Annotated in this window: 11 protein-coding genes; 4 read left to right on the top strand and 7 right to left on the bottom strand. The window is 63.0% G+C overall.

Translation table 11 applies throughout. The features are described 5' to 3' along the window. Positions 1 to 45: 45 nt before the first annotated feature. From ruvB to ABSB13_RS04970, 4 genes are read right to left on the bottom strand one after another with little or no spacing between them, the layout of a single operon-like run. Complete coding sequence (gene ruvB, locus ABSB13_RS04955; RefSeq protein WP_428105999.1) at positions 46 to 1,101, bottom strand: Holliday junction branch migration DNA helicase RuvB; 1,056 nt, start codon at positions 1,099 to 1,101, stop codon at positions 46 to 48. Further along, entirely contained in the window at positions 1,088 to 1,729 is a 642-nt protein-coding gene (gene ruvA, locus ABSB13_RS04960; protein WP_428106001.1) for a Holliday junction branch migration protein RuvA, read from the bottom strand. The genes ruvB and ruvA overlap by 14 nt, the downstream gene beginning before the upstream one ends. Then, a complete protein-coding gene (ruvC, locus tag ABSB13_RS04965; RefSeq protein WP_428106004.1) occupies positions 1,726 to 2,271 on the bottom strand; it encodes a crossover junction endodeoxyribonuclease RuvC in 546 nt (181 codons plus the stop codon). Before ruvC ends, ruvA begins: the two co-directional genes overlap by 4 nt. A gap of 31 nt (positions 2,272 to 2,302) precedes the next feature. Continuing rightward, the gene (locus ABSB13_RS04970) at positions 2,303 to 3,055 is read right to left on the bottom strand and encodes a YebC/PmpR family DNA-binding transcriptional regulator (protein ID WP_428106006.1); all 753 of its coding nucleotides are present in this window, start codon (positions 3,053 to 3,055) and stop codon (positions 2,303 to 2,305) included. Between the two features lie 176 nt (positions 3,056 to 3,231). Between ABSB13_RS04970 and ABSB13_RS04975 the strand changes: the two genes are divergently transcribed. Next, complete coding sequence (locus ABSB13_RS04975) at positions 3,232 to 3,951, top strand: hypothetical protein (protein ID WP_428106009.1); 720 nt, start codon at positions 3,232 to 3,234, stop codon at positions 3,949 to 3,951. 118 nt (positions 3,952 to 4,069) lie between these two features. On the opposite strand, the gene ABSB13_RS04980 is transcribed toward ABSB13_RS04975, so the two are convergent. Genes ABSB13_RS04980 through ABSB13_RS04990 form a run of 3 tightly spaced genes read right to left on the bottom strand, consistent with a single transcriptional unit; the run spans position 4,070 to position 10,031 of the window. Continuing rightward, complete coding sequence (locus ABSB13_RS04980; RefSeq protein ID WP_428106012.1) at positions 4,070 to 6,088, bottom strand: PA14 domain-containing protein; 2,019 nt, start codon at positions 6,086 to 6,088, stop codon at positions 4,070 to 4,072. After that, positions 6,085 to 6,864 (bottom strand): hypothetical protein, encoded by a 780-nt coding sequence (locus tag ABSB13_RS04985; RefSeq protein ID WP_428106014.1) that lies wholly within the window; start codon positions 6,862 to 6,864, stop codon positions 6,085 to 6,087. Before ABSB13_RS04985 ends, ABSB13_RS04980 begins: the two co-directional genes overlap by 4 nt. Further along, on the bottom strand, positions 6,861 to 10,031 hold the full coding sequence (locus ABSB13_RS04990) for a phospholipid carrier-dependent glycosyltransferase (RefSeq protein WP_428106016.1): 3,171 nt from the start codon (positions 10,029 to 10,031) through the stop codon (positions 6,861 to 6,863). Before ABSB13_RS04990 ends, ABSB13_RS04985 begins: the two co-directional genes overlap by 4 nt. A 185-nt stretch (positions 10,032 to 10,216) precedes the next feature. Between ABSB13_RS04990 and ABSB13_RS04995 the strand changes: the two genes are divergently transcribed. Genes ABSB13_RS04995 through rpsT form a run of 3 tightly spaced genes read left to right on the top strand, consistent with a single transcriptional unit; the run spans position 10,217 to position 12,045 of the window. Continuing rightward, the gene (locus ABSB13_RS04995) at positions 10,217 to 10,879 is read left to right on the top strand and encodes an alpha/beta hydrolase (protein WP_428106019.1); all 663 of its coding nucleotides are present in this window, start codon (positions 10,217 to 10,219) and stop codon (positions 10,877 to 10,879) included. 4 nt (positions 10,880 to 10,883) lie between these two features. Further along, positions 10,884 to 11,705: a nucleoside triphosphate pyrophosphohydrolase gene (gene mazG, locus ABSB13_RS05000; protein ID WP_428106021.1), complete on the top strand. Its 822-nt coding sequence runs from the start codon at positions 10,884 to 10,886 to the stop codon at positions 11,703 to 11,705. Positions 11,706 to 11,757: 52 nt separating this feature from the next. Beyond that, positions 11,758 to 12,045 carry a 30S ribosomal protein S20 gene (gene rpsT / locus ABSB13_RS05005; protein ID WP_428106023.1) on the top strand — a complete coding sequence of 96 codons (288 nt, stop codon included), beginning with the start codon at positions 11,758 to 11,760 and terminating at the stop codon, positions 12,043 to 12,045. Positions 12,046 to 12,105: the final 60 nt, after the last annotated feature.

Genomic DNA, 12,105 nt, shown 5'->3' on the forward strand with positions numbered 1-12,105 from the left:
ACGCCTCTTCGTTCTTTCACTCTTCGACGCGATCGAAACAAATCCCTAGAGCATCGTGCCGCGGCGGATGCGGCCGAGATGCGTATAGGCGCGCTGGGTTGCGACGCGGCCGCGCGAAGTCCGCGCCAGAAATCCCTCCTGCAACAGGTAGGGCTCGTAAACTTCCTCGATGGTGTCGGATTCCTCGCCGACCGCGGCGGATAGGCTCTCGACGCCGACCGGTCCGCCGTCGAACTTGTCGATGATCGCGCCGAGAATCGCGCGGTCCATCTTGTCGAAGCCCGCGCTATCGATTTCGAGCAGATCCAGAGCGCCCAGCGCGATTTCGCGCGTGACGACCGGCGCCTCGTTGACCTGCGCGAAGTCGCGCACCCGGCGCAGCAGGCGGTTGGCAATGCGCGGCGTCCCGCGCGAGCGCGAGGCTATTTCAGTGGCTCCTTTTTCGTCGATCGCCACCTTCAGCAAGCCGGCGGAGCGGCGCACTATCTCGCCCAGTTCCGCGTGATCGTAAAAGTCGAGATGGTAATGCTGGCCAAATCGGTCGCGCAGCGGCGAGCTCAGCAACCCCGAGCGCGTGGTCGCGCCCACCAGCGTGAACGGATTTACCGACAGCTTCATCGTGCGCGCGCCCATCCCCTCGCCCACCACGATATGAAACTCGAAATCCTCCATCGCGGAGTAGAGCCGCTCTTCGACGACCCGCTGGAGGCGATGAATCTCGTCGATAAAGAGCACGTCATGCGCTTCGAGGTTGTTCACGATTGCGGCTAGGTCGGCGGCGCGTTCGATAGCGGGACCCGAAGTGACGTGGAGGTTGACGCCGAGCTCGCGCGCGATGATGTGCGCCAGCGAAGTCTTGCCGAGGCCGGGAGGTCCGGCGAAGAGCACGTGATCGAGCACTTCGGCGCGACCGCGGGCGGCCTTGATCGACATGCCCAGAATTTTTTTGGTGCGCTCCTGCCCGATGAATTCGGCAAGCGCGCGCGGGCGGAGCGCGAGATCGAGCCGGCGATCGTCATCGCGACCGGCGCGCGCGGTGACGGGTCCTTCGGCGGCGGGCGCGGCCGTGCTTGAATTTTCCGTAGGCTTACTTTTCGCCAAGCAGCACCGCCAATGACTTGCGAATTATCACTTCCGGATTTTCCGCCGCGCCGGCGTCCGCGGCGACGACCGCGTCAACCGTGCGTTTGGCTTCAACCGGTTTCATGCCGAGGTTCACGAGCGCGGAAACTGCTTCGTCGGCTGGGCCGGCCGGTCTTCCGTTTCCATCCGGCGCGGGGCGGAGATAACCGCCGGGCCCGGTGGTTGACGGCGCTGCCATCTTCAAGTCGGCAACTTTGTCGCGCAGTTCGCGCACGACCCGCTCCGCGACTTTGGGACCGACGCCGGGTACCGCGTCGATTCGGTCGACGTCGCCTTTGCCGATTGCGGCGACCAGTTCCTCGGGCGCAAGGACCGACAGGATCGCAAGCGCGAGTTTCGGGCCGACGTGCTGCACGCTCATCAGCAGGTCGAAGGCGCGTTTTTCGATGGCGCTGGAAAATCCGTAAAGCGTGAGCGCATCCTCGCGCACGACTTGGCGTATCTCGAGCGCGACGCGGTCGCCGAGTTGCGGCAATCGGTAGTAGGTGCTCAGCGGAATCAGCACCTCGTAGCCGACGCCGCCGGTCTCGACTACGATCCGGCCCGCATCGCGAACCGCCAGCGCGCCCGTCAGCGTCGCGATCATTGCGGCACCATCCGGGGCTTGCCTCGGCGCGGCGCGCTCGGACGAATGCGCTCGATCGCCTCGACCAGGTTGGGGACGCGTCCACGGCCAAGATGGCAAAGCGCCAGCGCGAGCGCGTCGGCGGCGTCGTCGGCGAGATCGATCGCCGGGTCGAGTTTCAGCGTCTTGCGGACCATGTATTTCACCTGCGCCTTGTCGGCGTGTCCGTGACCGGCGACGCAGAGTTTAACTTCGTTGGGCGGATATTCGAACATCGCGAGATCGCGCTCCGCCGCCGCCAGCATCGCCATCGCGCGCGCCTCGCCGAGGCGAAATGCGCTCTGCACATTGGCGGCGACGAAATGACGCTCGAGGCTCAGCGCCTGGGGCGAGAACTCGTCGATGATGGCGAGAAGATTTTCGTGGATTCGGAGCAAGCGCCCGGGTCCCGGCGCCAGCGATGCGCATCGGATCGTGCCTGCCGTCACGTAGCGTGCGCCGGGACCTTCGACGACGCCGTAACCGCATACCGCACTCCCGGGATCCACCCCGAGTATCCGCATACCCCACCTCCGCAGCAGAACCCGCGCGCCGCTAGGCCGCCGAGAACTGCGCCATCTCTTCGTCGCTGATGTCGAAGTTCGCGGCGACGTTCTGCACGTCGTCGTGATCCTCTAATTCTTCCATCAGCTTGAGCACCTGCTCGGCCGCATGGCCGGAAACCGCGACCGTATTTTCGGGAATCCGCGTTTGTTCCGAATGCGCGATCGCAAGCCCGGCTTTTTCCAGCGCGTCACGCACGGCGTTCAATTTGTCGGGCGAAGTCAGCACCTGGAAGGTATCGCCGTCGCTGGTCACGTCGTCGGCGCCGGCGTCGAGCGCGAGTTCGAGCAGCTTGTCCTCGTCGATGGCGGATTTCTCGATTCCGATCACGCCGCGCTTCTTGAACATCCACCCGACGCATCCCGCCTCGCCCAGGTTCCCGCCGCGCCGGGAGAAGATGAAGCGCAGCTCCGCGACGGTGCGATTGCGATTGTCCGAGAGCACGTCAACCATTATCGCGACGCCGCCCGGGCCGTAGCCTTCGTAAGTGATTTCCTCGAGCGAAGCGCCGCCGATTTCGCCGGTGCCCTTCTTGATGGCGCGATCGATGTTGTCGTTGGGCATCGATTGCTTCTTGGCCACCGTCACCGCGGTGCGCAAGCGCGGATTGGAATTGAGGTCGCCGCCGCCGAGTCGCGCCGCGATCGTGATTTCCTTGATCAGCTTGGTGAAGGCGCGGCCGCGCTTGGAATCGGTAATCGCCTTCTTATGTTTGATCGAACTCCATTTCGAATGACCCGACATGACAAATACCCTCGACCGGAGCCGCCTTGGCGGGCAGGTCCCGGCGAAGCCGAGATTATCATAAAGATTCGTCCAAGGGGGAATGGCGCGGAGGCGATAGCGCCGCGCCCGGCGAGTGTGGAAAAGTTGGACTCACAACCGCCCGCTTCTGTTATCATGTCGGGGCAAACGAGCCGATGAACGGGGTAATGATTGGGGTGAAACTTTCGATTTTGGGCGTGATTGCGGCGCTGTTCGCCACTGGGTGCTTCTATCCGCCGGTTACACAGCCACCGCCGGACGAACAGCAGGAAGTGGTGATTCCGCTGCCGTACGATCTCGCGTGGGATGCGGTTAACGCGGTCATCACCCAAAATGCGTTCCACGTACAGGCGCAGGACATGACCAACGGGATCATCGAGGCGGTCGGCCCCCGCTTCACGCTGCACGACGCCGACTGCGGGAAAATAAAGAGTATCGCCGGCACTTACACGGCCGAGCCGGAGCTGAATTCGTCGTCGGTGTACAATTTCCTGGTGCGGCCACGGGGTCCCGAAGCGAGCATCGTCAAGGTGCGCGCCACGTTCAACTCGTCGGTCAAGGTCCCGTTGCGTCCGGCCACCGACGTCGATTGCGTATCGCATGGAATCCAGGAATCGGACCTGCTCCGCGAAGTATTGGTCGCGGCGAAGCAGACCCATCGCCCGGCGTTCGCCAAGCCAATCGCCCCGCCGCAACCGGCGGCGTCCTCAGCCAGGGTGCAATCGCCGGCGCCGGCGCCGGCGACGGTGCGGAGTCAGCCGAGGCCCCCGTCCTCGATCGATAAAACTCAAAGCGATGTGCCGGCGTCGATGCGTGGGTTTTCGCTCAACGGGCTTTCCAATACCCCCAAATTGCCCGCGCCCCCTCCGAACTGATGCCCGAGGATTCGCGTGGGCTTGGCATTCACGCGCGGCAGAGGCGCTGGACAAACGCGAACGCCGCAAACTCACGCACGCACGATTGATCCCCGCGCGCGACTAGCACTGGTCGCGCTTAGGTGCCGGGGCGGTCGGGGACGAGCGCGTCGGCGGGCACGATTTGATTGTCGGTCGAGCCGGGGATTCTCCAATACAGGTGCAGGTAGGAGCCGCCTTCGAGATTTCGCTCGCCAACCTCAATCCGATGCGGCCCCTCGCTGAGCTGGATACGGCCGGCGTCATGACCCTTGCTTACCAAGCCGGGATCGTGAATCACCTGCGTGCCATCCACCGTGACCCATCCCGAATCGTCAACGTCGATTGTAAACTCGTATTCGCCGGTCGTTGGAGCGATCAGCTGGCCTCGCCAGATGTCGCACGACGGAAACGGCATCGCGCCCATCTCCGCAATGTCATCGAAGTCCAGTTGCCGATCGACTCGCATTATGTGCGGCGCGCTATTGCCGCATTGCTCGCCCACGTAGTACCTGCCCAGTAATCCCTGGCGGCCACTAACCGAGAACCCCTGCCTGACTCGCTGATTAATCGAGAGCAGGAACACCGCCGCGATTCCCATCGTCATGGCGATTTGCGCCAAGTGGCGCGACACGCCACGTCCCCACAGCCCCAGCGATTCCGACAGATCGAACGAGCCGAAGATCCAAAGCATCGCCAGCGGCCATAGCTGAAACGGGCCGGGCAGTCCGATGAGCTTGCCGAGGTTGAAGGCGACCGAGTCGCCGACGATCATGCCGCCGCCGAAAAATGCGTCGCGGTTGGTGGCGAAGTCGCCGCGCATGAATTGCTGAAGGGCGAAATCGCGCACCGGGTTGTCATATTCGTAGGGAAAGTGCGGATTGGTCGCCGTCGCCATCAGCATGAACACCGCCGACAGCGCGCCCATCGCGCCGAGCAGGTAGTCGCAGGCGGCGGGAAGAAAAGCAAGCGCAAGGACCATGAACGGAACCGAGGCGACAATTTGCCGCGGGCCGGTCGCGGTGCCGCCTCCCCACGATATGATCGATTCGCCGTACGAAGCGTTGAACAGGAACAGCACGACGAACGAATAGACCGTGACGATGAATTCGGCGCGCCATCGCTTCAGCCGCGCGAAATAGCCGACGCCGACGATCGACAGCAACAGCACGGGGTTGCAGAAAAACAATCCGCGCTGAGGATCGAGCAGCACGTTCCAGAGAATGCGGATCTTCGGATAGGTCAGACCGACGAATCCGACCGCTTGCTCGGGGAATTGACGATTTTCGGCGGGCGAGAGCTTGAACGCCTGGTAACTGAAGAACAGCGGATTTCCGAAGGCGCCCCAGTTGTAAGCGAGCATCACCGCGACGGTGATCGCGGCGCCGGCGGAGAACGCCGCCAGATGCTTCCATTCGGGCAGTTTGAACAGGGCGTAGATTCCGACCGCCGCGGCGACCAGGAAGACCGGGTAATCGTTGAGCACCGCCCATCCCGCCAGAAACCCCGCCGCCAGCGCGCGCGTCCGCGACGGACGCGAAGCGAACGTCGCCAGCAGGTAGAACGCGGTGAAAACGCATACCGCGGCGACGGGCTCGCCGGTGAGTTCCGTCGCGTACGGAAACGCGATCGTCGCAAGGCCGAGGATCAGCGCGACGCCGGCGCCACGGCCATCCGAAGCGCCGAGAAATCGCGCGAAGCGAAACATCACCACGCACATCGCCGCGACCAGCAGCCCGGTCGTGAACACTGTCGTCAGGTAAGTGACAAAGGCCCAGTACACCGGCTCGTGAGCCGCGCTCAGCGGCAGCAGCCCGAGCCGGAAAACCATCCACGGAATCAACGCCGTGTAGGACGTGCCCGGCGCCTTAACCGAATAAATGTGGCCGTGGAGAGTGATGATGTCGGCGGTGTTGTAGCCGCAGAAATCGTTGATCCACAGAGCGCTCTTCTCGATCATCGAGCGCATCAGGTCGAAGCGGCACGCGACGCTCTGATCGGCGCCCTGATAAAAGTAGGCGTAGGTGATGAACGGGATCAGGAAGACCGCAGTCTCGATTTGTCGAACGCGATCTTCCGGTGCGATCGCGACAGCAGAGTTCGCGGCGCCCCACTTCATCTTTTCTTCGAGCGCCCGGACATGGCGGCGCGAAATGTGTTGAAGATGCGAAAATCGTCGTCGCCGAATATGCGCCAGCCCGCCCATCCAATCGCCGCGAGCGCCAAAAATGTGGCCGCCAGCGAGATCGGCGCGCCATGCGGCACCGGAGCCGCCTGCTGCCGAATCGCCAGCAAGTCGTAAGTCGGAGTCGCGCTGGGCCCAGGCGCGTCAATCCGGACCAGCGTCGCATTTCTGAAGAATGCCTTGCCGGTGTTGAGGCTGCCGAATCCGCCGACTCGCAGCGCGACGTCGATGTCCGCGCCGTGTCCCCCGACCTTGAGGTACAGCGTCACGTGCTGCCAGTCGGTGGTGCCGTGGATGTCGGCCGACATGATGCCGTCTTCCATGACTGAAATCGACGCGCCGCTTTCCTTGGCGCCCACATCTTCCGTGCGGACGTCGACGCTGAGCTGATACCATCCGGGTTGCAAGGTCAGCGGTTGCATCCAGCGCCCGTCGTTGGCCTTGAGATTATCGACCTCCAGCTCGCTGGGCTTGTCGGAATACGAATGCCAATGGGCCTGGAACGAGTCGGGCTTGTTAACCCAGGCTTCGGTACGCCACAAATCGGGCTGATCCTCGGAGCCCTTGGCGAAGTCGCCGTTAGCCAGCAGGTTCTGCGCGGCGGCGGCGCTTCGCGGTGTGGACAGCGCGGCGGCAAACGTCGCGCCAAGGAAAACTGCGCAGAGCAAAATCGCGCGGCGGCGATGATACGAATGCAGGTAAGCGATCATATCCAATTGCGCAGCCCCGCGGCTTGCAGCCACATCCGCGCGTAGTATCCGTCGCGGCTGATCGACATGCCGACCCAAATCGGAAAGTAGTACACGAACAGAATCAGCGCGACGGCCACGAACACGCTGCCAACGTATCGGCCGGCGTATCGAGTCTGCAGCAGGAAAAAGCCGTACGCGCCGAGGACGACGATGAAAGTGATCCATCCCCAGGTCGGCGGCATCCCGAGGAAAAAGACCGGCGTCATCGTCAGCAACAGCGCGAGGTGCTCCCACGGCTCGGCGCGCTCCTTGAAACATTCGCCGAGCAAAATGGCCAGCGCGAGGTATCCGAAGTAAACCGAGGCCATGTAGTGGTAGAGGAAGAGCGTGCGGCCGATCCAGGCCCAGATCAACAGATAGCTGAGATAGCCGATGACCAGGAACGATCGGGTCAGGTTCGGGCGCTCGAGCGCGTTGACGGCGGTGATCGTGATCGCGGTCAGCGCGCCCCACCATAGGAGAGGGTTGCCTCCGCCCCACACGGTTTGCACATCGCCCGTCTTGGGGAAGTTCTGCCAGTATGCGATCGGGCGCAGCATCAGCGGCCAGCTCCACCACGGCGACGCGTACGGATGGCTGGCGGACGCGACGCTCTTTTCATACCAGACGATGTCTTTGTAGTAGAAGAACAGATCTGAGATGCCGCCCCACCATCCGAACCAGTAATGCGGCAGGAACACCGCCAGGTATACAATCGCGGCGACCGACCCAACCAGCGCGACTGCGCCAACGCTCATCGGCTCCAGCAGGATCGCCAGCGATGGCATCCGCCACGCCGTCGCCGCCGATGACGAGCGGCTGCGCCAGAAAATCTCAGCAAAGCGGATTGCCAGAACCACGAGAACGATCAGCAGGATGTGCGCGAATGTTTCGCCGAACAGGAGCAGCACCAAGCCGAGGACAATACAGATGAGTGCGGTGAAGGCTATCCCGGGCAGATCGAAGGGATCGATCCGAACCGGGACCGGAGCGGGCACTTTGATTTTCTTCGGCTTGGAATCGATTGGCGCCTTTGGCTCGACGACCGGTGGCGCGGCGGGCGCGGCCTTGGGACGGTCCTTCGCCAGCACATAGAGAATGAAACCCATCACCATCAGAAAGGTTATCGCCGGGATATAGAATTTGCTCGCCAGGCACAGGCCCAGCACCAGACCAATCCACGGCAGGATGCGCCGGCGCGCGGGCGCATCGTGGGTCTGCGCGAATCTGAAAAACAGCAGGTACGCGACCGCCGCACAGGTAAGATAGACGATGTCGATGACGGCGTAGTGCGAATCGACCAGGTACATCCCGTCGCACAGGATGATCGCGCCGGCGATCGCTCCGACCAGCCGCGAGCCCGACATCCGGCGCCCGAGCAGGTAGGTGATTCCCACGATTGCGGTCCCAAGCGTCGCGTTGCCGACCCGCCAACTCCACGGATGATCGCCAAAAATGAAAATGCCCGCGGCGATTATGAGCTTGGCCAGCGGCGGATGAGGATCGAGGAAGGACTCGCCGTGCAGATAATGGCGTCCTTGCGCGACGAAATGGACCTCATCGAATACGATCTCGTTGGGATGCCCAAGGTGCCAGAAGCGCGTGATCGCGGCGAGGATCAACAGCGCCGAGATGATGATGGTATCGGTGGCGATCCACGCGGGCGCGACGGCCGGTTCCTCAATGTAATCCTCGACCTGCCGGGGGGGCATGGTGAATCTCCCGAAGAACGCAGCGACGGCGGCATTCAGCTCGCTTTTGCCCTGCAGCCGCGTTGCGCCGTAGTAAACGGCCAGCGCAAGCGCTACCACGTTGAGCGCCGAGGTCGCCATCGCCAGCCCGTCGCGCGCGTCCAGGAACACCACGGTGTTAAGCGTGTGCAGGATGTAAGCCAGATTGATCAAGCTGGTGAGCGAGACAACTACGAAGACTGCAAGCATCTCGGGCGCTTCCAGAGCCAACGGCACCGCAAGTACGACCGCGGGGTAGAGGTACCGCTCGTGCATCCTGGGCGCGACCATGAAGAATCCAAAAATCGCGATGAACGAGGCGAACAGGAGGCGCGTCGGCGTGCGGCCGCGCCACAAGATCCACGCGATGAATCCGTAGAGCGGCACCAGCAGGCTCATCCCGAGCGCAAAGTACGATACTCCCGCGAAAGTGCCCGAATCCGCCTGGCGAAGTCCGCCGATCAGCGCCATCAGGTTGAATGCGTTGACTGAAGTCTCGTGGTAGTAGGCCGCGGTGGAAGTATAGAGCTTGAAAATCCAGCTCCACTCATGGCCGATTTGGAACGGCGCGATGCCGATGATCGCGACCGCAATCAGCGCGACTCCCGACTTGACCCACGTCGCGAAGTCGGCCTCGAGCATCGTCCAGACGCCGAGCACCGGAAGGATCATCAATCCCTGCGGCTTGACCAGCACCGCGATCGCGGCGAGTCCCCACCCGATCTCGTACTGCCGGCCGAGAATCGCCACGATGCTGAGCAGCGTCACGAACGCCATCACCGAATCGCTTTGACCCCAGACCACGGTGTCGAACAGCAGCGGCGGATTCAGTGCGACCATCAGCATCGCGATAAATGCCATCGCGGGCCGGCTGCCACGCCGCACGAACGCATACATCAGAAGCGCCAGCGCGAAGTCGGCGACGATCGCGGGACTCTCGATTATGACCCGGTAAAAATCTCCCGACGCGCCGATGACATGCGCGATGAGCCCCACCACCCACAGCGCGTACAGGTAGCCGGGCGGATAGTCGAGAAAGAATCCCGCCTGATAAGTGTGCGCCGGACCGTAGGTCGCGATTTGGCCCGCCCACGCCTGGTAGTCGCCAACGTCGGGGCCGAAGCCGGGAAAAAACGGCATCACCGCGAGCTTCACGGCGGCCAACGCGCCGAGCACGAGCAGCGCGGCGGTAATCCCGGAGTCGCGATCGTCGATGAGCGGGCGGAGGTAGTCGAAGAGCGCGTAGGCGACCAGCCCGATCAGAATCGCGCCGGCAATGAATCCCGCCAGTTTGCCGCTGGGCCCTTCAGGAGCCGATGCGGCCGCGATCGAAAATACCGACAACGCGGCAGCGGTCCACCGCAAAAATGGTGTCCCCGCAATCCATCCCCGATCGCTGTCGCCCGCGACCTTCAACGCTCGATCATCCTGCTATTGCCCATATCGCGCGCCGCTAAGATAGCGGTTATTGAGGCTGCGATGAACAGCCTCGGGCATCAGGCCCGGCCGGGCCACCGCCGGCCGGCGCGCTCGCAAGTCGGCTGGCGACGCCGTTGGGGTGCGATCTATGATGCGAGACTGGTGTGAAGGAGAACCCATCGATGCGACTGATTCATACGGTATATGAGCCCGCCGGCGAAGGACCTCATCCCACGCTAATCGCGATGCACGGGTTCGGCGCCAATGCGCTCGACCTCCTGGGACTCGCGCCGTATGTTGCGGGCGGCCGCTTCATGGTGATTTGTCCGCAGGGTCCGATGGAAGTGCCGATCGGTCCCACGCGCGGTTACGCATGGTTTCCGATTCGGATGGGCGCCTCCCCCGATCGCGCCGCGATTGACGACGCAAACAAAATGCTGACCGCGTTTCTCAATGCGGCGCTGCAGAAGTATCCGGTCGATCGAAAAAAACTGGTGGTGCTGGGATTCAGCCAGGGCGGCATGCTGGCGTATCGGCTCGCGCTCAGAAATCCCTCGAAGTTCGCGGCGCTGGTGGCCCTCTCGACCTACTTTCCCGCCGACTTGAAGGATGAAGTCAGCGATCCCGCCGCTCTCGAAGCGCTGCCGACGCTCGTTGAGCATGGCCGCGCTGACGAGATGATCGAGATCGCGCGCGGGCGCGCGTCGGTGGAATCGTTGCGCGCCCTGAAGGTTCCGCTGACCTATCGCGAGTACGATTGCGGTCACGAGATAACCGCCGAGGGGCTGAACGATCTGTCAAACTTTCTCACCGAGAAGGTGCTCGAACCGATCGTCGCGGTGTAAAGCCATGAGTGACGACACCACTTCAGCGCAAGCGTTTGCGAAACTGCTCGCGGTCGTCACGGAACTGCGCGCCCGATGCCCGTGGGATCGCGAACAGAAACTCGCCGACACGCCGCGCCATCTGATCGAGGAAGCGTACGAGGTGGGCGACGCGATCGCGCGCGGCAACTTTCCCGACGTCGCGGAGGAACTTGGCGACGTGATCGTGCAATGCCTGTTCGCCGGCTTGATTCTTGCCGAGCAGTCAAAGTTCGACATCGCCACCGGCCTGCGAAACGCCGCGGAAAAACTCATTCGGCGCCATCCGCACATCTATGCCGACACGCGGGCCGATAGTGTCGGGCAGGTCCTCGAAAATTGGGAACGGATCAAACAGCAGGAACGCGAGCGCAAGGAGCCCGACGGCGCGAATAGTCTCGCGCACGTCGGCCGCGGACTGCCGTCGATGATGCGCGCGGAAAAGCTCGGCGAGAAGGCGCGCCGCGCCGGCATGGATTGGGGCAATATTCGCGAAGTGCTGGCGAAGGCTCGCGAGGAAATCGCCGAGATCGAGCATGCAGTCGATCGCGGCGACACCGCCGGCGCCACCGAGGAAATCGGCGACCTGATGCTCGCGGTCGCCAATGCGCCCCGCTTCATCGGTAAAGATGCCGAACAGACGCTGCGCGCCGCCTGCGACAAGTTCGTCGCGCGATTTGACGAAGTCGCGCGAATCGCCGCATCGCGCGGCCTCGATCTCAAAGCGATGACCCCGTCCGAAATCGACGCGCTGTGGACCGAAGCGAAAGCCGCGATGCGCGCCGCGGGCCCCCGCATGAAGCAATGAATTGAACCGCTCTATTGCTCCGGCGCTCGCGCACTGTTAGAAATGACTGGTTATGCCTCATATTCCAGTTCATCCATCGGCCGAGAAGCGCCATCGGCAAAGCGTCAAGCGCGCCGAGCGCAACCGCGTCGTCCGGACACGTGCCCGCACGTTGGCCAAGACCGCGGCGGAAACTATCGCATCAAGCACCGACGAAGCTGCGGCGCGCGAAGCGCTCAAGCAGGCCACCAAGGTGCTGTACAAGGCGATCAGCAGCGGCACCATGCATCGCAACACGGTGCGCCGCAAAGTTGCACGGCTGTCCTCCAGCCTGCATCGCAAGTTCGGCAAGAAAGCGTAAGCGAGCCGCTCGCACGGGCGGTTTCTAGTCGGGCGCGCTCATCAGATCGAGGATCAATCC

Origin of the sequence: Binatus sp. (SeqCode), from assembly GCF_050013435.1 — a bacterium.
In the GTDB taxonomy this organism is placed as follows: domain Bacteria; phylum Desulfobacterota; class Binatia; order Binatales; family Binataceae; genus Binatus.

What these genes read in the sequence shown, in the direction of transcription:
- ruvA (WP_428106001.1), bottom strand. Translation starts at nt 1,729, where the DNA reads ATGATCGCGACGCTGACGGGCGCGCTGGCGGTTCGCGATGCGGGCCGG.
- ruvC (WP_428106004.1), bottom strand. Translation starts at nt 2,271, where the DNA reads ATGCGGATACTCGGGGTGGATCCCGGGAGTGCGGTATGCGGTTACGGC.
- ABSB13_RS04970 (WP_428106006.1), bottom strand. Translation starts at nt 3,055, where the DNA reads ATGTCGGGTCATTCGAAATGGAGTTCGATCAAACATAAGAAGGCGATT.
- ABSB13_RS04975 (WP_428106009.1), top strand. Translation starts at nt 3,232, where the DNA reads ATGAACGGGGTAATGATTGGGGTGAAACTTTCGATTTTGGGCGTGATT.
- ABSB13_RS04980 (WP_428106012.1), bottom strand. Translation starts at nt 6,088, where the DNA reads ATGAAGTGGGGCGCCGCGAACTCTGCTGTCGCGATCGCACCGGAAGAT.
- ABSB13_RS04985 (WP_428106014.1), bottom strand. Translation starts at nt 6,864, where the DNA reads ATGATCGCTTACCTGCATTCGTATCATCGCCGCCGCGCGATTTTGCTC.
- ABSB13_RS04995 (WP_428106019.1), top strand. Translation starts at nt 10,217, where the DNA reads ATGCGACTGATTCATACGGTATATGAGCCCGCCGGCGAAGGACCTCAT.
- mazG (WP_428106021.1), top strand. Translation starts at nt 10,884, where the DNA reads ATGAGTGACGACACCACTTCAGCGCAAGCGTTTGCGAAACTGCTCGCG.
- rpsT (WP_428106023.1), top strand. Translation starts at nt 11,758, where the DNA reads ATGCCTCATATTCCAGTTCATCCATCGGCCGAGAAGCGCCATCGGCAA.